The 22341-nt window shown below is 45.3% G+C and carries 16 protein-coding genes and 1 tRNA gene; 15 read left to right on the top strand and 2 right to left on the bottom strand.

Translation table 11 applies throughout. From position 1 onward, the window contains the following. Positions 1 to 108: 108 nt before the first annotated feature. The 14 genes from hydA to E4N69_RS07320 all read left to right on the top strand — a co-directional run bounded on the left by hydA (position 109) and on the right by E4N69_RS07320 (position 18783). Entirely contained in the window at positions 109 to 1512 is a 1404-nt protein-coding gene (gene hydA, locus E4N69_RS07385) for a dihydropyrimidinase (protein ID WP_253823423.1), read from the top strand. Positions 1513 to 1543: 31 nt separating this feature from the next. Then, positions 1544 to 1789 carry a hypothetical protein gene (locus tag E4N69_RS07380; RefSeq protein ID WP_162663701.1) on the top strand — a complete coding sequence of 82 codons (246 nt, stop codon included), beginning with the start codon at positions 1544 to 1546 and terminating at the stop codon, positions 1787 to 1789. A 34-nt stretch (positions 1790 to 1823) separates the two neighbouring features. Beyond that, positions 1824 to 3128, top strand: coding sequence for a PALP domain-containing protein (locus E4N69_RS07375; RefSeq protein WP_253823422.1), 1305 nt, complete (start codon positions 1824 to 1826; stop codon positions 3126 to 3128). A gap of 108 nt (positions 3129 to 3236) precedes the next feature. Then, complete coding sequence (locus E4N69_RS07370) at positions 3237 to 3794, top strand: tetratricopeptide repeat protein (protein ID WP_162663699.1); 558 nt, start codon at positions 3237 to 3239, stop codon at positions 3792 to 3794. Next, positions 3791 to 4690: a TIGR00282 family metallophosphoesterase gene (locus E4N69_RS07365; RefSeq protein WP_253823421.1), complete on the top strand. Its 900-nt coding sequence runs from the start codon at positions 3791 to 3793 to the stop codon at positions 4688 to 4690. Before E4N69_RS07370 ends, E4N69_RS07365 begins: the two co-directional genes overlap by 4 nt. A gap of 62 nt (positions 4691 to 4752) precedes the next feature. Beyond that, positions 4753 to 5214 (top strand): SoxR reducing system RseC family protein, encoded by a 462-nt coding sequence (locus E4N69_RS07360; protein ID WP_253823420.1) that lies wholly within the window; start codon positions 4753 to 4755, stop codon positions 5212 to 5214. Beyond that, complete coding sequence (locus E4N69_RS07355; protein WP_253823419.1) at positions 5207 to 6577, top strand: MFS transporter; 1371 nt, start codon at positions 5207 to 5209, stop codon at positions 6575 to 6577. The genes E4N69_RS07360 and E4N69_RS07355 overlap by 8 nt, the downstream gene beginning before the upstream one ends. Positions 6578 to 6856: 279 nt before the next feature. After that, entirely contained in the window at positions 6857 to 9250 is a 2394-nt protein-coding gene (locus E4N69_RS07350) for a methyl-accepting chemotaxis protein (protein WP_253713921.1), read from the top strand. A gap of 153 nt (positions 9251 to 9403) precedes the next feature. Then, positions 9404 to 9709: an Asp-tRNA(Asn)/Glu-tRNA(Gln) amidotransferase subunit GatC gene (gene gatC / locus E4N69_RS07345; RefSeq protein ID WP_162663697.1), complete on the top strand. Its 306-nt coding sequence runs from the start codon at positions 9404 to 9406 to the stop codon at positions 9707 to 9709. A gap of 2 nt (positions 9710 to 9711) precedes the next feature. Continuing rightward, complete coding sequence (gene gatA, locus E4N69_RS07340; RefSeq protein WP_253824892.1) at positions 9712 to 11172, top strand: Asp-tRNA(Asn)/Glu-tRNA(Gln) amidotransferase subunit GatA; 1461 nt, start codon at positions 9712 to 9714, stop codon at positions 11170 to 11172. Next, a complete protein-coding gene (gene gatB / locus E4N69_RS07335; RefSeq protein ID WP_253823418.1) occupies positions 11169 to 12644 on the top strand; it encodes an Asp-tRNA(Asn)/Glu-tRNA(Gln) amidotransferase subunit GatB in 1476 nt (491 codons plus the stop codon). Before gatA ends, gatB begins: the two co-directional genes overlap by 4 nt. 263 nt (positions 12645 to 12907) lie before the next feature. Beyond that, entirely contained in the window at positions 12908 to 14818 is a 1911-nt protein-coding gene (locus E4N69_RS07330) for an adenylate/guanylate cyclase domain-containing protein (RefSeq protein WP_253823417.1), read from the top strand. Then, on the top strand, positions 14784 to 17558 hold the full coding sequence (locus tag E4N69_RS07325; RefSeq protein WP_253823416.1) for a FecR domain-containing protein: 2775 nt from the start codon (positions 14784 to 14786) through the stop codon (positions 17556 to 17558). Before E4N69_RS07330 ends, E4N69_RS07325 begins: the two co-directional genes overlap by 35 nt. Continuing rightward, a complete protein-coding gene (locus E4N69_RS07320) occupies positions 17548 to 18783 on the top strand; it encodes a fibronectin type III domain-containing protein (RefSeq protein ID WP_162663693.1) in 1236 nt (411 codons plus the stop codon). The genes E4N69_RS07325 and E4N69_RS07320 overlap by 11 nt, the downstream gene beginning before the upstream one ends. A 51-nt stretch (positions 18784 to 18834) precedes the next feature. On the opposite strand, the gene E4N69_RS07315 is transcribed toward E4N69_RS07320, so the two are convergent. After that, a complete protein-coding gene (locus tag E4N69_RS07315) occupies positions 18835 to 19761 on the bottom strand; it encodes a ribonuclease Z (RefSeq protein WP_162663692.1) in 927 nt (308 codons plus the stop codon). An 82-nt stretch (positions 19762 to 19843) separates the two neighbouring features. Here E4N69_RS07315 and E4N69_RS07310 point away from each other — a divergent pair. After that, a tRNA-Val gene (locus E4N69_RS07310) sits at positions 19844 to 19917 on the top strand. Between the two features lie 167 nt (positions 19918 to 20084). Here the strand turns inward: E4N69_RS07310 and E4N69_RS07305 are convergent. Beyond that, positions 20085 to 22265 (bottom strand): hypothetical protein, encoded by a 2181-nt coding sequence (locus tag E4N69_RS07305; RefSeq protein WP_253823415.1) that lies wholly within the window; start codon positions 22263 to 22265, stop codon positions 20085 to 20087. Positions 22266 to 22341 lie beyond the last annotated feature (76 nt).

Here is a 22341-nt window from a genome sequence, read left to right as displayed (position 1 = left end):
TGGGTCATCGTAAGTCTGATCGGCATTTTTCGTATATGAAAAGTTGTATAGAGATAACTCTAAAAATCTAACAGGGCTTTTAGAGCTGTCCATAGATAAGGAGAAATTGTGAAAAAGACATTGATAACGGGCGGTATGCTCGTAACCGAAAATGATACGTTTAAGGCGGACATTGCAATAACCGGCAGCAAGATAACCGGAATCGGGCATTTTAATCCCGTCGATTTTGATGCCGTGTATGAAGTTCCCGGCTGTTATGTCATGCCGGGGCTGATTGATGCGCATACACATCTTGAGTTGCAGCAGTCTCCGCAGTACCGCGCCGTCGATGACTTTTACACCGGCACCGTTGCAGCAGCCTGCGGCGGCACGACCTCCGTTATCGACCATATCTCTTTCGGCCCCGCCGGATGCAACTTGCATTATTCCATAGACCGATACCATGAGCTTGCAAAAAAAGCGGTTATCGACTACAGCTTTCACGGTGTTATTCAGCATGTGGATGATGCAATTTTGCAGGAGCTATCCGGCATCATTAAAAATGAAGGTATTACGAGCTTTAAGGCTTATACGACCTACGGATTTAAAATTGACGATACGGGCTTTTACCGCTTGCTGCAAACCGTGAAAGAAGCGGGCGGCATTTTAACCGTGCATTCGGAAAACGATTCGCTTATCAATTATCTCCGGTCAAAATTTGTAAAAGAAAATAAAATGCTGCCTATTTACCATGCGCGCAGTCGGCCTAACGAAACGGAAGCCGAGGCTGTTTCCCGCCTTATTCATTTTTCGGAAATGGTAAAGGATGCGCCGCTGTACATTGTACACCTTTCTACGGGAGAGGCGCTTATCAGCGTGGTAGAGGGACGGCAGCACGTTAATCGGCTGTTTGTAGAAACCTGTACGCAGTATCTGACGCTTTCGGAAGAAAAATACGGAAATGAGAACGGCAGTCCCGATGATCCTGAAAATATCGAAGGGCTGAAATATATCATGGCGCCGCCCCTGCGCAGAAAGCAGGATATAGAAGCGCTCTGGATCGGTCTTGCAAACGGTGATATCCAAGTCGTTGCAACCGACCATTGTCCCTTCCTGTTAAAAGAGAAGATGGATACCAAGGGCGATTTTACCAAAGGGCCGGGCGGCGCTCCGGGTATCGAAGAGCGAGTGCGGATTATTTTCTCCGAAGGCGTACAAAAAAAGCGGATTTCGTTGGAGCGCTTCGTACAGGTGATGGCGGCAAACCCTGCCCGCATCTTCGGTATGTATCCTCAGAAAGGATGCCTTTTGCCCGGCGCCGATGCCGACATTACGATTATCAATCCGAATGCCGAAGAAGTGCTGACAAAGAAGAACCTGAAAAGCGCCTGCGATTACTGCACGTATGAAGGAATGAAGGTGCAGTGCGCAATCGATTCCGTATTCAGCCGCGGAGAATTAATCGTAAAGAATAACGAATTTTTAGGCGAAAAAGGTAGGGGACAATTCATCTTTAGAAAACCGCCGTTTTAAATGCAACAGCTCGTTTTTTAGAGGTTCCCATATGAATATACAATTTTGCGAACACGGCAGCAGGTTATACGATTTTTTTAACCTCTTTGCGTATAAGGAGCATATACTTAACCGGCGCGAAGAAGAAAAAGGATATGACGATGTATGTTACACGCTCTTTTTATCGCTGCTGAATAAGGCAAAGAATATGTTTGCCCTAAAAATATACCTTTTACGATTGAAATCACCGTATATCTATGCTATAAAGGGATATGCAGCCGTCCATATCTTTTTATAATATAAGAGATCCGTCCGTATGCGTTCCTTTAGAAATGCTGTTAAAAACACACAATGCGGAAGGAGGTAATTATCTTCCCCGGCAGATACCGCTTTTACCCGATTCTTTAATATATAAAAATCCTCCGCCGTCCTTCCGCGATGTTGCGTTTGAAGTGTTCAGATCATTTTTTCGGGATGCTATTCCTGAATCCGATTTGTATGCTCTTATCGTCCGCGCATTTCCATTTAGAGTTCCGGTGTTTCCGATTGATCCGCGTACTTATATCGCTGAACTGACCCACGGAGATGGCGGTTCCTATGCCGATTTCGGTGCACGTTTTACTGCGCAGTTGGTCGATTATTTCTACCAGCTCAACGGGCAGCCGGTGCATATTCTTTTTGCGGGGACAGAGCTTGAAACGCTTTCACTTGCAAAAGCTTTTTCTGAGTTTGAGGATATTCATGCAACCTTTTTATATCCTAAAAATTCAAAGGATGCTTTTCAGCCCATGGTAAAACAGCAATTCCTTTTGCTCCCTGAAAACATTCATATCTTTGGAGTCAACGGTTCTTTGGCAGATTGTAAGACTATAATTCAAGAGACGGTGTCAGATGCTGATATTACCGGTTCGATGGAGCTGTTTATACCCCATGTAGCGCATATCGATTATCTGCTATCGCAAGTGTGCTGCTGTATGTATGCTGCATTGACGGCGCTTTCACGAGCCGGCTACGATAACAGTATTGAGCATCCCCGTTTGATTATCGGGGTCCCGTTAAAGCAGCCGAATGCCCTCAGTGCCGCCGTAGTTGCGCAGAAGATGGGGACGCCTATAAACGGTTTTATTACGACGGTCGATTCTACTTGTCATGCCCCTGAAATAGAGCACGAGAGAGAATATACACGCTTTAAAATGCTGTATGCACACGAGGCTTCTAAGAAATCTACTCCAAGTATCGCCTCATTTCGATTTAACCAAGATTCTGTATTGGAGGCAATGAGAGATTGTAAAGATCGAACAGGGTATATTATCAGTCCCTATGTTGCGGAAATATGGCAGGCCTGGAGCACAGTAAAAAATGGTTTATCGGAATCGGATAAAATGATCGAAAGTTTTTTTACGGATACCGGTTTGCTTCCCCGTTGGGTATCCGATGAGCACACTGCGCATTCCTGTATTATGATTACTCCGGAAATAACTCATCCCGCTTTCTACACTGAAGCGGTTAGGACGGCAACGGGAATATACCCGTCGATACCCTCTCGCTTGAAGTATAATCCTCAAATAACGAATGAACCTGTGCTTGAATGTTCGTCAGCAAAGGATTTAAAAGATTGGCTTTTGTCTCTCATCTAACGGCGCAATATGGCCAATGCAGAGGTAATAGATTTAGTAAACCGGAATATGCAGGGCTGTAAGGTAATATCGATTGAGTTCTTTCATTAAATAGTATATATTTTAGATATGCAAGAGACAGCCGATTTTTTTAATGACAGTGCAGTGATGCTCGCTGCCGAAGGATGCCATAGCGAAGCGATAGCATGCCTTCGCCGCGGTTTACAGCTTGAACCGTACAGCAGCTTAATGTGGTTTAATTTGGGGCTCAGCTACTATGCGCTTGATGATAAAGATAACTCTCGCTATGCACTCTACGAGGCAGCGCGTTGCAATCCCTTTGATGCCGACATTTGGGATACGCTCGGTGTTGTTCTCCATGAAACCGGCGAAATGGAGGCTTCACGGCTTGCATATACGAAAGCGCTTGAGCTGGAGACCGAAAACGGCCGTATCTGGAATAACTACGGTACGCTCCTTTTTAATGAAGAAAAATACGAACAAGCCCGCCGCGCTTTTGAATCAGCCTTGACGCTTGCTCCCGATTCAGAGGATACGCTTTTTAATTTACGCGATACCTATACGATACTGGGGAACAAAAAGCTTGCCAAAAAATGCACTAAAATAATCGACAGACTGGCATTAAAAAATCCGAATACGCTGGTACAAAAGCGGAACGAACTGTGAGAATTTTTTATATCGCTGAAATTACCGGTAAGGTGGGCGTGTGGGCGGTTAAAAAAAATATTGCGGAAATTAAGCGCCGCTATCAGCCTGATTTTATTATCGCAAATGCCGGTATGGCGACAGGCGCGGGCGGGCTGGGCAAACAACACGCCGGTTATTTGAGAAAGATGGGGATCGATTGCATCACCGGCGGGGATTGTATCTTTCAAAAGAAAGATTTAGTCGAAAATCTCCCACAGATGCCTTTTGTACTGCGTCCTTGTAATCTACCCGAGCACAGTTTAGGAGCCGGTTATCGCTATTTTACAGCTCGAAATGGGGGAAAACTTGCGGTTGTTTCGATTTTGGGGCGGGTAGGGCGCCACCGGCTTTTAGCGGATAATCCGTTTACGTTGATGCAGGCGCTGCTTCCGAAAATAGAAAGAGAAACACCGTTTATCGTGGCGGATTTTTCTTCAACTGCAACCGCCGAAAAACAGACTATGGCATTTTTCCTTGCGGGGAGGATCTCCGCATTGGTCGGGTCAGGCTCGGGCGCCGCCACAGCCGATGAGCGGCTGATGTCCGCCGAGTGTGATTTATGCGGTTCCGGTGCCGGTGATGTGCATATCGATATGCAGACTGCAACTGTAGAAACATGCTGCGAACAGCAGAGCAGAAAAACCGCTTATATCACGGATGCGGGACGAACCGGCAGCTTTGACTCCGTCGGCGGACATGCCCCGTCCGGTAAGATTCGGGAATATCGCACCGGTCTTTTTGAGTACCCGCAAGAAACATGGCAACGGGTCTGTATACAGGGGGTGGATATTGAGCTGGACGGGGCGGGCGGCGCCCTGTCGATAGAACGGGTCCGTATCGAAATACCTGCCGCTGCGGTGCCGCAGTCATCATAACGTATGTCTGTATTTAATTTTGGAGGGCTTTTTAAATGGAAAGAATAGGAAGAGTGATACGTATGCCGATAACGAAACGGAACGGCATGCAGATTGCGACTATTGAATACGATACGCCCGAAGCAGATCTTTGTTCCATTAAATCTACCGATAGCCGCAGCGGATGCGCGTCATGCGGCGGCGGTTGCCATGCTTGTGGCGGAGGCAGTAAAGACGGTTTGCTGGTTGTACAGGGCAACATCGTCGATGCGCTGAACGTTTCGGGAAAAGATTTATGGATTGGAAACAAGGTCGGTGTCTTTATTTCCGAAAAAGCTGCCCGTTTTCAGGGACTGTGCGCAGTGGGTATTCCGCTCGTGCTTTCGATGCTTTCCTTTACGGTAATCTTTTTGCGAACGCATAACGAATCGCTGGCTTTAGCCGGTATCGCTGCCGGTCTTGCCGCAGGGGCTGCCATCGCTTTTGGAATAAGTCGTATTTTAAAAGAGCGGGCGCTTCCGCAGATTGTTACTGTCTATGAATAAAAAAATTATAAGCGAAAAAATTGTTGCTGATAGTGCAGAAGTCCCGATAACCGAAGTATGCTTAGCCGATGTACGGTTGCCGGTACGAAAAAAACTCGGATTCGGAATTGCCGACATCGGTGGAAATCTGTTTTTTACGGCTATGGGCTTTTGGACGCTGACCTATCTTACCGATACGGTGTATCTGGCACCCGCCCTTGCCGGCGTCGCCATTATGGTGGCGAAAATATGGGATGCAGTTACCGACCCTATTGTCGGCTTTCTTTCCGATAACACTCGTTCCCGATTCGGCAGGCGCCGTCCGTATCTCTTGTTCGGAGCGCTTCCGTTCGGTCTTTCGCTTTGGCTGTTTTTTACCAAGCCTTCGGTTACCGGTCAAACAGCGCTGTTTTGGTGGGCACTGTTGATGCTTTGTTTGGTAAATACGACGATGACTCTCGTGAATATTCCGTATTCTGCTTTAACCCCCGAATTAACCTCGGATTATAACGAACAAACCTCGTTAAATGCCTACCGTTTTTTGTGCGCCGGAATCGGTACGATAATGGGTGCTGTTATTGTGATGCCGATTGTCAATATATTCCCGTCAAAAGCCTTAGGCTTCTCGGTTGCAGGGGCAGCTATCGGCGGTATTATCATAATAACAACTTTTATCACTTTTTTTTCAGTGCGAGAGTCTGCTGCACCGCCTAAAAACGGTAAGAAAAAAACAGAAGCGTTCTTTTCCGCCTACCGCTCGGTATTTAAAAATTCCGCGTACACGGTGTTGCTGGCTGTTTTTGTACTACATATTACTGCACTCAATTTTTTGCAAGGCATGGTTGTGTATTACCTAAAGTACATTTACCAAGCGGAAGCGTCTTCAAGTACGATTATGGGGCTCTTACTGGTAACGGCGATCGTTTCTATTCCGGTTGCGGCCAAATGCTCAAATATACTGGGAAAAAATTTTTCATACTGCGTAGGACTTGCCGTATTGTGTATTTCTACGATGGTAATCTTTTTTATAGGACACCGTATCGGGGTAATCGGCCTTTCACTCTTGTTTGTAGCTGCGGGAGTTGGGGTTGGCTTTGCTTTTGCGACTCCTTGGGCAATGCTGCCTGATGCGATCGCGTGGCAGCCTGATACGGTACACAACGAAGGTTGTTATTACGGAGTGTGGACTTTTGCCAGTAAGCTCGGACAGGCTATTTCAACCGGCGTTTCGGGCTTAATTCTTAGTGCAGCCGGTTACTGTGCTGATGTAATCCAACCTCCTAAAACGATATTTGCTATTAGGTTTATTGCAGGGCCGATCGCTGCAACCATGTGTTTATGCGGTCTCATACTCATTCATTTTTATCCCATCGATAAAAAATAACGCTGCAACGCCGTATATGCCCCGTAATTCCAGCGCTTTTGAAAATAGTAGTACCGGATACAAGGCGCAGAGTGAATAACACCCGCAGGCGTGCTTTTTGCACGTCGAGGACTGTTATTCACCCTGCAACGCCGTAGACGGTATGCATATTTTCAAAAGTAGGGTGCTAGCATAATTCATATTTTTAGTCTATACTAAATACATTCAAAATAGCCGGTTCATATCATGGGGGAAGTATCGTCCCTTTGTGATAACGGCATACCTATGGAGAGTTACAGCATGAAAGAATTAATTTCTCGTCCCGGTGCAAAATATACCGAAGTGATTTGTCCCGCTTCTGCTATGGTATACCGCCCTTCACTGTTTAAAAAAACTTTCTATAATAAAAAGTATCTTTTATCGGTCGTATTGACGACCTTTATTTTTTTTGGCTTGGGTACCGCTGTCTATGCGGAAACCGCGCCGACAGTACAAGGCGGTGTTATCGATTTACGAAACTGGAACTTTGATACCCGCGGTAAGGTTCTTCTCTCCGGCAATTACGGTTTTTTTTGGAACGAATTCTTGGAAGATTGGAAAGATCCCTCCGAATATATGGCGGTACCATCTTCTTGGGCAGATAGAAAATCGGGGCAAGGAAAATCTTATCCTTCAAACGGCTATGCGACATATACCCTAAGGCTACTGTTGCCTAAAGGAGCTCCTTCCCTTTCGGTGTACCTGAAAAACAGGTTCCCTTCGCTCACCGTTTTTGCAAACGGCGTAAAGCTTGACGCGTATAATCCTTCCGGAAGAAAGCTTACGGATGCGCAATCGTCTTGTTTTGTATTACCGGCAGGCGAAACGCAGGTCGATCTTTTGATTCAAATAAAAAGTATTGATCACAAGAAACAGGGTATATACAATCCTGTTATCATTAATAAAACGTCCGTTATCGAATCGTCTATATATCGAAATAAACTTATCGAAGCAATGATTTTCAGTTTTGCATTAGCACTCGGTCTTTACCATTTGATATTGTTTATCTTCAGAACAAAAGAGCTCAGTATTTTGTATTTTACGCTGCTTGTATTTATCGTTATGATACGAATACTCTCGACGGGAACGATAATTGGATCCGATTTATTCGGCTTTTCCTGGATGACAGTGCTCCGTATGGACTATTTCAGTTTTGCAACCGTTTCAATTCCTGTCATCATGTACTTTTATGAACTTTACAAGAAATATATTCATAAAGCGATTGTCATTGTCTGGGTCTCTGAAGGTTTGCTGTATGGAATTTTAACGCTTGTTACGAGAGGGGCTTTTTTTACATCGTTTCTCTATATACATCAGGTCGTTTGTCTTTTAGAAGTTTTATACCTCCTATATCTCATCGTGCGGTTGGTGTATAAAAAAGAGAAAGAGGCGTCGTTTATTGCAACAGGTTTTGCTGCGCTGATGGTAACCTCCGTGATCGATATCCTTGAGGGAATGGAGCTTATCCATACGCCGGCGACGCTCCCCTTTGGCCTTCTCTTTTTCCTGCTGATCCAAGCAGTCTCATTTGCAAGAATATTTTATTTTGAGAAAAGAGAGAGCGAGTTGATGCGCGATAAGGTTATTGCCTCTTCCGATCAATTGAATACATTTATCGCTGAAATTAAAAAAGTTATCGAAGATTTGGCAAACGAAGATACCGTGTTGACCTCGAATATGCACAGCGCTCAGTCCTATGTAGATAAAATTTCAAGCTATATTAAGTTGGTACTCGAAGAAGTATCTTCGCAGAAAACGAGTTTGATTGATACGGAAACCAATACTAATTATTTAAATACTTTCCTTGAAGGCTTGGATACGCAAATTACACAGCAAAGTGAAAAGTCGAAGGATGCAATGGATAAGCTTACGGACTTAATCCAAAACACAAAATTACTGACGGAAAAATTCAAGGTTATTCAAGATAACTTTATGAATATCTTCCAAGCAAATGAAGTCGGAAAAACAAACTTTTCAAAGATGACAAAGACGATATCCGACATTACTGCCCGTTCTGCCGTTTTGCTTGAAACCAACCAGCTGATAACACAGGTTGCAGAGCAGACGGATATGCTTGCAATGAATGCCGCTATCGAAGCTGCCCATGCAGGTGATGCCGGAAAAGGGTTTGCTGTTGTTGCTGAAGAAATTCGAAATTTGGCTGAGAGGGCGTCTTCCGAATCGGATTCGACCGGAAAGATTATTAAACAAATTACCACTTCTATCGACGAAACTGCTTCTGCTGCGGATATTTTAGCCCAGAGTTTTGCCGATATCAGCAATAAAGTAACCGATTTCGAGCATATGCTTGCAGAAATCGCAACCTTTATCGGACATACGGATGCTCATACGACCCGAATGGAACAAACGTTGAAAGAAGTGTTGGAAGAAATGACGGCCTTAAAGAACGAAAATAGCCAGATTATCGAAACACGGGAAAATACGGTTACCAGTTTTGACCATTTAACGCAAGCTACCGAAAAGGTTAATGCTGAAATTGATGCAATGGTTGATAATATCACCAGCCTAATACGCATTTTTTCGAAAACGGCAGAATCGCAAGAACAAACACGTGAAATTATCAGCCGTTTAAATCGGTTATCCTCTCAAAATCGAGAAACATGTCCGGATGAAAATGAAGTCCCGGAAATCTAATCATATTTCCGATGTTTATTCATGCGGAGGTTTTAATACCCGCCGTTCTTCGGCAGCGCTCTGCATCGGGGTATGTTGACTAAAAAAAGTGGGAACCTCTGAAAACTGAAGTTTTTTGGGTTCCCCTTAAATATTTATAGTTAAGGAAAAACGATGGATCAAAACAGTAAAATTACTCCTGAAGTATTCGATAATTTACTCTATCTCTCGCGCCTTTCTTCGAATGACAGTGACACAGAGTCTATTGCCGGACAGGTTAGTCAAATTATCGAATATTTCGATATTCTCAAAAAGTATGATGTATCTACCGAGGCAGACGACACTGCAATGATTTCGGAAGAGTTACTCCGCAGCGATACCATTTCAGCTGGCATAACGCAGTCGGATTTAAAGAAGATGTCGAGTGAATATATGGACGGCTATTTTCGTGTACCTAAAGTTCTCGGGAGTGGGGTGTGATCATGAAAGATCTTTGTACAGCGAGCTTAGCCGAATTAAAAACGTACTTGGAAGAAGGGGTGGCCTCTTCCGTTGACATCGTTCGTGCATTAAAGGCAGCATATCAGGCGGATGAAAAGCAAACGACGCCGTTGCATGGATTTATTGAGTTTTTTGACGATGCAGAAGCGCAAGCGGAAAAAGCCGATGCACTACGGAAAGAAGGCAAGGGGGCTGATAAGCCGCTTTTAGGGTTACCCTTTGCAGTAAAAGATAATATTTCAATACGCGGGAAACTTTGTACCTGCTGCAGTAAGATATTGGACGGTTACAGAGCCCCGTATAACGCAACGGTTATTACCCGTTTAACGGAGGCTGGCGCAATCCCGATTGGTAGAGCAAATATGGATGAGTTTGCGATGGGCTCTTCCACCGAATATTCGGTATATGGGCCGTCGCATAATCCTGTAGATCGCGCGCTGACACCCGGCGGCAGTTCGGGCGGTTCCGCAGCGGTGGTTGCCGGTTTTCAGGTTCCGTTTGCACTCGGTACGGAAACGGGTGGTTCCGTACGACTTCCCGCTTCGTATTGCGGAATATACGGATTAAAACCGACTTACGGCGCTATCAGCCGCTACGGCGTCGTCGCGTTCGGCTCTTCGCTCGATCAAGTAGGGCTTTTTGCCCGCTGTGTAGATGATGTCGGATTAGGCCTTTCGGTCGCAGGAGGCGCCGATCCGCATGATGAAACGAGTGTCCAATATGATTTTTCTTCCTGCGCACACTTGCAACCCTACGCCGACAACGAGTTAAAAAAACTCCGCATTGCATTACCGGTTGAATTTACGCAAGCGAAAGGTTTGGATACGGATGTTGCGGTGCTGTTTGAAAAGTTCCGCAGTTGGTTTGCCTCAAAGGGTATTCAAGTCGATCCCGTTTCCATACCGGTGTTGGAATCTGCCATTGCGATGTACTATGTTATTGCGCTTTCTGAGGCGGCGAGCAATCTTGCCCGTTTTGACGGAATCCGCTACGGCTTACGTGTGGATCCGGGCAAAGGGTACGACGAGCTATATTGTGCCACCCGATCAGCAGGGTTCGGCCGCGAGGTAAAACGGCGCATTATCACCGGAAACTATGTGTTGTCGCATCACCTGTCGGGGGATTGCTATGAAAATGCGCTCCGTGTCCGCGCCCGTATGGAAAAAGAGGTCGGGGCGGTTTTACAGCACTATGATTTTATTTTCTGCCCGACCGCGCCGACACCGGCGTTTAAGCTCGGTGAGCGCGTAAACGATCCGCTTGCGATGTACCTTTCGGATTTGTTTACGACATTTGTTAATTTATCCCATATTCCGGCGCTGTCGATACCCGCGGGCAAAGCACAAGACGGCCGCCCGATCGGTATGCAAATTGTGGGCGCGAAGCTTTCCGAAGGAAAAATCTTACGATTGGCAAAAACGTTGGAGGCGGAACGGGTATGAGTTCGGAATTATCCTACGAAGTAATTATCGGCTGTGAAATTCACTGCCAACTGTTAACAAAGACAAAAGCGTTCTGTTCCTGCGAAAACCGTTACGGCGGAATGCCGAATTCCCGTGTCTGTCCGGTTTGTTTAGGACTTCCCGGCGCCTTGCCCGTTGTCGGCGACGAATACGTCAAACTCGGTATTAAAGCAGGTTTTGCGCTTGGCTGCACGATCAACGAATTCAGCAAGTTTGACCGGAAGCATTACTTTTATCCCGACTTGGTTAAAGGCTACCAGATTACCCAATTCGATAAACCGATTTGTGAAAACGGTCAGGTTGAAATCAATATGGCGGCTCCTAATGAACTGCCCGAGATGCGGACAATCAGAATTGAGCGTATTCATCTCGAAGAAGATGCCGGTAAAAGCCTTCACATCGAAGGAGCGCATAGCTATGTAGATTATAACCGCTGCGGGGTTCCGCTTATCGAAATCGTATCTAAGCCGGATATGAAAAGCCCCGAAGAAGCAGCACAGTATATGCAGACAATTCGGGAAATTTTAAAGTTTATCGGCGTTACCGACGGTAACTTGGAAGAAGGCGCGATGCGCTGCGATGCGAACATCAACCTAAAAGTATTTGAAAACGGCAAAGAATACCGGACGCCGATTTCCGAAATTAAGAATATGAACTCGTTTAGAACGGTACGCGATGCCTGTGCGTATGAAGTTCAGCGGCAGCTCGAAGAGTTTAAAACCGACCGGCAGGAGTATTCGGCTGATTTTAAACGTACAATGGGCTGGGATGAGCCGAGCGGAAAAACCGTTATCCAGCGCACAAAAAATTCCGCGCTTGACTACCGTTTTATGCGCGAACCCGATATTCCTTCGCTGATGCTGAGCCGTGGATACATCGATTCGGTATGCAAAACCGTTGGAGAGCTTCCGGCTGCAAAACGGGAACGGTTTAAAAAAGAGTACGGCCTTTCTCAATTCGATGTGGAAACACTGACAACCGAGCGGAATTTAGCGGAGTGGTTTGAGGCTGCTGCCGCTCAAACAAAAGACCCCAAAAAAGTTGCCAACTGGGTACTTGCGGAAGTCCTTGCGGTATTAAATGAAAAGCATATTGGACTTGAGCAGCTTCCGTTTGGTCCCGACCATATTGCCGAACTGGTCAATGAACTTGATGCACAGACTATTACCAGCAAGCAGGCAAAGGATGTTTTTGTAGAGATGTTGGAAAGCGGTGAACATCCCCGGCAGATCATCAAAAATAGGGGAATGACGCAGGTAAGCGATACCGGCACTATCGAGAAACTGGTGGATGAGGTCTTTGCGGCAAATCCCCAAGCTATCGCCGACTGGAAAAAGGGCAAGACTAATGTCGCCGGCTGGCTGATGGGGCAGGTGATGAAAAAATCGCAGGGCAAGGCGAATCCTAATCAAACTACGGAACTGGTACGGAAAAAACTTGCTGCGTTATAAATGCATTACAAAAAGAAGCAAAAAGCCCTCTAAAAAGTGTATTTTTAGAGGGCTTACGGTACCATGTCGATGGCCTTACGTGCATTTAAAGGGCAATAACCATGGTTCTTTTTTTTAAGTTTCATATTTCTTTTTCTATTTACCTTGCGATAAATAGGAAGTTATAATAAAATAATAAGAGATATTGTGTGCTAAATGTAAAAATTCGGATGATGGAGTTTTCTTTAGGAAAATGGTGGTCATTTCCGAATGCGGAGAAATAAATGTCAGAACAAAAAAACACGCATACTGTTGGACAGGAAAGGGTAAAATTTCCGATAGCAGTAAAATTGGTTATGATGATTTCCATTTTACTTATTATTGCGCTTGGAACGATTACCCTATTGGTAACATGGTTCGGCAGCGAAGATGTCCGAATTACTGCCGAGGAAAACAACCGAACGGTGAACGCTCAAGCGGCAAGTTCCGTTGAAAATGAACTTTCTTCCATTAGAGCAAATGCTTTTCTGTTATTGGATCTTATCAATACAGCCGAAAGTTCAAGCAGTTTTGCAAAGCAAGCTGCCGCGTTTTATTTTGAACGCAACCCTTCGGTTGCAGCTGTTCTGGTTACCGATTCACGACGTTCTGACGGTATCGACCGTACATTGCTGAATACGACGTTCTTTTTATCCCATGAGCTGGAGCCGTCACTAGTAGAAGCGTTTTTAAAGCAAGAACGGGAGGCAGCGGCTCAAGTAGAGCAGGGGATTATGAAGATCCTCAATGCCGCGCCGCTTTTTAATCAACCGATGTTGGTCTTGTTTTATCCGTATAAAGAGAAAGGTCTTGCACAAGGGCTTGCGGTATTCTTTTCTGCAGAGAAGCTCTCCGACGGGTTCGGGCAAGGGACATTGCAGACAACGTATCTCGTAAACGATAGGGGGGATGTACTTATTCATCCTGATTTTGATCTTATCCGCCGCGGTGCGAGCGTCGCTACCTTTCCGCTCTTTACCCAAATGCGCGAAAACGGCGATACCAACCGGCAAATGCTGTTTCAGGATGAAGCAGGTAAAAAGTATTTCGGTTCGTATACGCGCCTTTCACTCGGCGATGCGGCGGTTCTTACCACTGCAGAAGCGGAGCAGGTTCTTGAGCCCGTCAACGATACGGCAAAGCGCAACCTCTATTTAAGCATTGCGGTACTCGCTCTTTCGGCAATGTTTGTGTGGTTCTTATCCAAATCCATCAGCACACCGATCAAGCTGCTGACCGTCGCAGCTCACCAAATTGAAGCGGGCGAATACGAACTTGACTTAAAGCCGAAAACACATGATGAAGTGGGGCTTTTAACTTCAAGTTTCGTACAGATGGGAAAAGGTCTTGCTGAACGGGAACGCTTAAAGGATTCGTTCGGAAGGTTTATTAATAAGGAGATCGCGGAGCTTGCAGCGCAGGGGCGGTTGGCACTCGGCGGTGAAACCAAAGAAACAACGATATTCTTTTCGGATATTCGTTCGTTTACCGCGATTTCGGAAAAACTCGAACCGTTTGAAGTTGTCGGATTTTTAAATGAATATATGACTCAGATGGTTGAATGTGTCAATGACACACATGGTGTTGTCGATAAGTTTATCGGCGATGCGATTATGGCTGTCTGGGGTGCGCCGACGAGTTCCGGCTCTCCGCGCGAAGATGCGTTGAATTGTATCCGCGCAGCGCTCCGTATGCGGGCAGCTTTGATGCAGTTTAACCGCGGACGGGGAGGGGATAAAAAGCCGATTATCCGCATCGGATGCGGTATCAATTCCGGGCCGGTCGTTGCCGGGCAAATCGGTTCTCAGAAGCGTATGGAATATACAGTTATCGGCGATGCGGTTAACCTTGCCTCCCGAACGGAAGCATTGAATAAACCGATGGGTACCGACATTCTTATCACCGAATACACCTATAAGCTCGTGCATGATCAGGTTCTGGTAGAAGAGATGCCGTCCGTCACCGTAAAAGGAAAAGAGAAACCGCTCCGCATGTTTGCGGTCATCAATATGCCCAACGAAAAAGGTATTCCGGGTGCGGGCGAAAAAGGGCCGACAAGTCTTAATCAGATTAGAAATGTGTTGGGAATTCCTATTCCCGATTTTGCAAAGGTAAATCTCAATGAAGACGAGAAAAAATACAAAATCCAATCCTAGTTTTAAAAATCCGGGTGTGGATATTTCCGTTGTAGCCCTTTGTCTATTGATCATTTTTATTTGTTCATTTTTATTCGTGAGGAATTTAAATAGAACATTTTCACGTAACGATAAGACACCGGTTGCGACCGTGCAGTATAAGTATAAGTCGGTTCAGCGTAAGTTTATCGACCGCGCTGTCTGGGATCGTCCACAACAGAATTCCCCTGTGTATAACGGTGATACGATACGTACATCCCCCGAAGCGGAAGCAACATTGTATTTTATCGACCGTAATGTCGTTGAGCTCGGTTCAAATACAATGATTCAGGTGTTTGTCAATAATGAAGAATCCCGCATTGATCTGACGGATGGGCTTGTGTCAGTTGAAACTTCGGACTCTTCAAATATGCTGATTAGTTCGGAAAATACGACAGCGAAGGTTTCAAAAGGGTCTTCGTTTCGTGCGGATAAAAGTGGCGAGGGGAGTCTGCAGCTTGTCGTCGAAAAAGGGGAAGCCGCCGTTACCGGACAGGATGGAGCAGGCACTGCCGAAGTGTTGACCCAAGGGGCGGTAATGCAGGCGGGTGTTCAGCTTCCGCTTGTGGTGGTAAGACCGGGAAAAAACATTAAACTGCTTGACCAGAGCGGCCGCGGCACCGATGTGCCCTTCCAATGGCAAAGCTCATTGCCCACCGGTGAGGAGATAATACTGGAGACTTCACCGCTCGGTAGTTTCTCCGATGAAGTTCAAAAATACACGGTTACCGGTTTGACGGAATTTACGCTTACGCAACAGAACAGATCATTCTATTGGAGGCTTTATTCTTCTGCCTCCGGATCGTCTGACGCGAATGTGCAATCCGGTAAGGTGAATATTATTGCGGCTCCTGCTCCGGTACTGTTGGAACCGGCTGTCGAAGCGGAGTATACCTATACGGAGACAGCTCCAATCGTACGATTCTTGTGGGAGGGAAATTCCCTTGTCGCTTCTTATTTGTTGGAAGTTGCCGACAATCCTGAACTGAAAGCCCCCCAATTCAGCCGCTTTATCAATACTCAATCGCTGACGTTATCCGAGTTCGGTGAAGGAACATGGTATTGGCGCGTTACCCCTCGGTATCTTATCGGAGTTGAAAATGCGCCTGAAGCGTCGAAAGTATCGTTTTTTCATATAGAGAAACAAGCTGCCGCAGCCGAAATCCCACAGGTGTTATTTCCTCAGGCAACGGCGGAAACTGCGCGTGGGAAAGAAATGGCTTTTGCATGGAAAAACATCTCCGAAACAAAGTCGTATCGGCTTAAAGTTGCAAAAGACGCCCAAATGAAGACGATTGTCGTCGATACCATCGTTGAATCCAATTCTTTTAAGCTTGATAATGCCGCAACGGTTTTGCCTAACGGTGAATACTATTGGACGGTATCGGGAATCGATTCAAAAGGTACCGAGATGGTCGCTTCCGCACCGGCTAAATTTGAAACGGTTAATACCGATTATACACTGCGTGGTATTTTCCCGCCTAACGGATATGTACTTGCAGATACTCTGTGTCCCGATACCCGGTTTACATGGAAAACAAACATCGAAACGGAAAAACACTTTCAAGTATCCGCTTCCCAAGATTTCTCGACACTTGCTGTCGATATAAAGACATCCGGTAACGGCATTGAAGGAATTTCTTTACCGCAAGGTCAGTGGTATTGGAGAATAGTCTCCGAAGGCGGTCAAGCGGGGACGATAAAAACCGAACCTAAGTATTTTACTGTTGCGCCTCCGTTGGAGAAACCGAATTTATTTGATGTCGGGAATACCGTTATCGTTTTTCCTGAGGGTAAAACGAAATTTGCGTGGTCACCTGTTAAGGGTGCGGATTATTATCAGGTGCGTATTACGAAAATCGGTCAGGAAGATTCTCCGTTATATGAAAACTTATTTATTACCGAGACTAAAGTTGAAATTGCTTTGCAACGTGTCTTAGAAGGCAACTACCGAGTTAGTATTCAAGGCTTTGCCTCCGCTTCCGTAACGTCGACGCGGCGGTACGGCTTAGCTGTTGATCATAGCTTCGCACTTATGCATCTAAAACCTGTAGAACTGTTATATCCGGCTGACGGGGTAAAAATAGGCGGACTTGAGGCTGCGCTTAATCCGTTTACCTTTAAGTGGACATCGGTTGTTTCTCCTGCTACATCAAAACTCATATTGAGAAAATCGGGTACTGCTAATCCGGTTTTTGAAGTATCGGATCCGTCTACAGAAATACAGGCGCCACCACTCGAATCGGGAAGATATACATGGGAAGTAAAAGCCACGATACCGGAAGGATTTGATATTTCGTCGCGGAAACGGTTTGTATTTACCGTTTTACCGGTACCTCCACTGCCACAGGTTGTATTTGGTTTCCCCAAAACAGATACGGTATTAGATGCTTCTTTTTTTAAATCAAACCGGAGTATCGATTTTAAGTGGGACAGAGTATCGGATGCTACACATTATCATTTTAAACTCTCCGATTCTTCCGGACGGGTAGTGTTTACAGCCGATATTCGTGCAGACGGTGCAACAAAGCCGATGGTCAGCTTTAAGGACATTGCGCGCCTATCCCGCGGTATTTTTTCTGCAGAAGTGAAAGCACAGCGGCGATTAAGCAACGGAAAAGTATTCCAAGACGGTACTGTTTCGCGTGTACGTTTTCGAATAGATATTCCTAAGGGGAGAACGGTATCGACGGATGAGACGGGAGTTCTATATGGAAAATAAGTACGGCTTACTACTTGCCGGTATCCTCTTTTTTTGTTTTATTCCGTTACCGGCGCAACAACTCTCTTCCTCTGCCCAAGAAACAAAAAAAACGGTGGATGAAAAGAAAAATTATTTCCTTAAAGAAACCGATAAAGGTGTTACGCTTGTACAGCGCCTTTCTTGGGAGAAGTTGGATGATATTTTGGGGTTTGAATTTGACCTTGAACAGCAAGATAAAAAAACGAAAGTATGGCGTGTGATAGATAAACGTACTGTAAAAACGAATTATGTAGACGTTTCTTTGTCTCCGGGGGATTACCGTTTCCGTGTGCGGGTTATCAATCTTTTAGGCCAAAAAGAAGAGTCGAGCGAGTATCGTAACTTTGCCATTCGTATTGCGTATCAACCGGAAGTTTCGACGGTCTCTCCGCAAGTTATCAACTTCGATGAGTTGGAAGATCAAACACTTACTATAACCGGTAAAAATTTTCATGAAGATACGGCTTTTGTCCTTAAAAATGATCTTAGCGGATCTGTTTTAAATGGAACTGTGATTGAGTTAAAGGACAACGGTACGCATGCAGTCGTCTCTTTTGAGTTTTTGAGAGCAAATCCGGGAACTTATACATTTGCAGCAGTTGATCCGAGTGACCTTTCGGCAGAAAAAGACGGTATTGTGTTCCGATTTCAGAAGCCGATTGATATATTTATTTCAGGTAACTATGTTTTTAACGGTTTTATCGGTAACCGAATATTAGCAAAAAAAGATTATTTCAACACAAGTATTGCACCTTTGGCTGGTGGTATCCGGCTGACCGTTGCTCCGATAAAGCGGTTTTACGGAAATTTCGGTTTTAATTTTACCGGTTCAGGAGCCTATTTAAGAAATAAAACCGATGGGTATACGCTCAATGCAGGAATATTATTTGCTCAACTGAATGCTGCTTATTTCTATCCCATTATTAAACATCGATTGATATTCGATGCACATGCCGGATTTGGTACGATGTTTCTCGTAAATACCCAGTTTACCTATAATACAACTAATACAACGGAAAAACTGACAAGTGAGAAGGCATGGTATTGGGGATTAACATTCAATGTTGGTACGGCCTTGTATGCATATGTGTATAAAAAGCTATATATCGAAGTTAATCTTGATCATCTTATTCCGATTCGAAGGGGAAACGGATTTCCGAAATATATCATCCAACCGCAGCTGGGTATCGGGTGGGAATTCTAAAAAGTTAGGCATCTCTTAAAAACTCAATGAGCTTTTAGAGATGTCCGGTGTTTAATCTGTATATTCGATAGTTTCTACCATCCGGTCTTTTGATAACACCGTATTGGGGAATATTTCCTGTGCGTCTTTTAAAAGCTGCTTTAAGTCATGATCCGTATAACGAGGACTGTAGTGAATGAGTGCCATTTTTTTTACTGCAGCGTCTCGTGCAATTTGGGCTGCCTGAGTACAAGTCATGTGTTTTTTTTCGGCAGCATCTTGTTCCATTCCTTTTGCAAACATGGATTCGCAGACTAAGAAGTCGGATCCGGCAACCTCCGGTGCGATGCTCGGGAGATATTTTGTATCGGTTACAAATCCGAATTTTCTGCCATTTCGAGGCGGTCCGAGTACTTGGCTGCTTTCTACGACAGTACCGTCTGCCGCTTCTACGGCCATTCCTGCCTGCAGCTTTGACCAGAGCGGTCCGCATGGGACATTAAGCCTGCGTGCTGCTTCGGGATCGAAGGCTCCCGGCCGGGGAAATTCCTCAAATACATAGCCGAGACACGGCTTAGTATGCTCAAGCCAGAATGCCCGCACTTGAAACTCATCGGTTTTATACACAATGCCGGGTTCGGTAATTTCTTGGATAATGATTTCGTAATTGATATACATATCGAGAACTTGCCGGCTTGTTTCAACGTATTCTTTAATTTTCGGCGGGCCGATAATGTAAAGAGGCTCATCGCGGTCAACCTGTGCCGATAACATCAGAATGCCGGGCAATCCCGTTACATGATCCGCATGGGTATGACTGATAAAGATGGTATTGATTTTTTTCCATCGGAGGTTGAGGCGGCGTAGGGAAACTTGCGTGCCTTCGCCTGCATCAAAAAGAAATAAATCGCCCTCACGGCGAAGCAGCACCGAAGTAAGATGACGGTACGGTAAAGGCATCATGCCCCCGCAGCCCAAGATAAATGCTTCAAGATTCATAGATGGAAAATAGTATACCTATTTTGGGACTTGACGTAAATAGTAAAATAAGATAAACTCTTTTTTGTTATTTATCGAATGCGGGCAATTAGCTCAGTTGGTTAGAGTACAAGCATGACACGCTTGGGGTCGCTGGTTCGATTCCAGCATTGCCCATATCCCACCGCATAATGTCTAATCGAATAATTGGTATACAGTATTGATATTTCTGATGCATTCCGAACAAAGATACGGCTGTTTTGCGTCCTGTTTCGTAAGCGAACGCGCATAGGCTCGTGCACAGTTTTATCCCCCGACGCAGAGCATCGGGGGATACTGATTGTTTATTTATTATTGAGATTTTTTAAATAAGTCGATATTTCAGAAAAACGGGAATGCAAACCGAATTTTAAGTAGCAGAAAGCAGCAGTTCCGACGATTAAGATTCCGAGTATGATAAACACCGCTTTTCGCCCGTTTTTCTTATCGGCAAAGGGATCGATGGGAACCACGATGCTGCCGAATGGAATAGCGGCGAGTTGGGTAAGCTGAGTTCCGAACGGAATATTAATTCTTGTGCGGATATTTATCGCCCAGCCGTTTGCTTCAAGAATCGGAGCAATACTGCGTTTCCGCAATTTCATCGAAGCTAAAATCATCGACGGACCGGAAATACAGAGCAAAATACCGATAAGTCCGAGCGGAACCCAAAATCCTAATCCGAATAATGCTTGCAGAATGCTGCCGATTAAGGCTGAAATACCGCCTAATGCAGTACCGATCAAGGCAATGGTTCCTAAGTCGAGTTTTTTGGCTGCTGTCGGTGCCGCAGTCGCTGGGGCTGTACCGGCAACAGCTTGCTTGTCAGCGGTTGTGACGGTGGCAGCCGTCTTGGAAAGCAAATCGGCTGATTTCGCTTCTCCTGCTGCAGCTCGTGCTGCAATTTGCGTTTCTATCATCGCAGCTAATTGCTTATACGGCATGAAGAATGCCTGCCGGACACTGATTGGGTTGGCAATGACTTTTGTAACAACTGCGTTCCAATCCTTGCCGGCGCGGTCGTAGAAAATACCGTTTCGACCGATTACGATATTGTCGCTATCACCGTTTGTAAACAAGGCAACGATTTTTTTAGTGGTTTCTCCCTTGCGGCTGATATCGCAGTATACCAAATAGGCACCGGAAAGCGTATCCAAGGTCGCATGGCGAGCATCTCCGTTAAGTTCAAAGCATAAGTCTGCTGCACGTGTATCAAAATACAATACGCCGGCTTGAAAAACCGAACCTTTACCCTCATAAAAGTCGCTGAAGCTGATATAGTTTTTCAATAACGTAACAAAATCGCGGCGTAGGAGCACGAGTTTTTCCAAATTAGATACATTTCCGCGTTCTTTTTCTATCGTTAATGCATATCGAATTAACGAGGATACTTCTCCTTGTTTTTCGCCGTTGATAAGCGCTTGTAAGAACGGAACACTGAGCAACGCTGCCGGTGTAGTAGGTTTCCCGCTCAAACGTCCCTGATACGGTGTCAGTTTCTGCACTATGAGGGCAAACTCATCTTGTGTAATGCATTCTTTGTGCCCGAGCAGCGGTGTAACGGTATCTTCTACAAAGGTTTGTAGTTTTGCTTTCCATGCAGGATTGATTCCTTTTGTCAGGGGCAATGGGTTATCAGCGGCTGCTGCGGCGAGGGGTAATGCATACAGCGCTTCATTATCGTAATGAATACTTTCGGTTGCAAGTTGTTGGAATACCTCTTCGTCTGCTGATAAGGCAGCAGCCTTGTCTGGTGCATACTCGGTTAATGTACAGCGTAAAAAATAATCTTCCACCTTTTCTTTTATAGCGGCGAGCGCCGCTGCGGCTTTTTGGGTATGTTCCAGATCAAGCGGCAGAATCCCATCTTCTTTCAAAGAAATCTGCCATGCTAAAAATGCCTCCGCATCGGCCATTAAATCTTGCAGGATACGTTGTTGAACTCCGTCTGTAAGTGTACCATTTGCAATACAAGAGGCAATGGCAATATTGATGATCTGTTTTAGCTTATCATCATCCGATTCATCGGCTGCTATCGGTGCATTACAGTCCGGTATATGTGCATCAAAAAATTTTTTTTGTGTTTCTATATCCGCTATCGAAATTTCTTGTGCATCATTCTTTTTGATATGATCCAGTAACCAACGAGCACTGGCGCGAAGCGTCTCATCCTTAATCAATTCAAGCGGTACGGAATCTCCTTCCTCCAGCAACAAAGAAATATCGGAAAGCTGAGTATTAATCCAATCAACGGTAGCGAGAATTTCAGGTGGACGGATGAATCCGTCACCATCATAATCAAGCAGCGAAATCGTCTTAGGATCAAAAAATATCCCCTGAGTTGGCATTGCCAAAACTGTCCATAATTTCTGATCAAGTTCGTACAAATGCGTGATATCATCTGCATCCTTCAAGATGACCTGTGTAACACCGCCGAAGCGCGAAAAATTCCAACGGTGTTGGTCAGTATTTTTTTGTAGTATCATAGTGCCTCGTGAAGATATTCTCGATGATTCCGCTTGAAATGTCAATGACAGGTGTTTAGAGGGGTTTTAATGTCGG

The organism is Treponema sp. OMZ 906, from assembly GCF_024181185.1.
Taxonomy (GTDB): domain Bacteria; phylum Spirochaetota; class Spirochaetia; order Treponematales; family Treponemataceae; genus Treponema.
The sequence above is the reverse complement of the archived record's forward strand: the minus strand, read 5'-3'. Positions and strand labels throughout refer to the sequence as shown.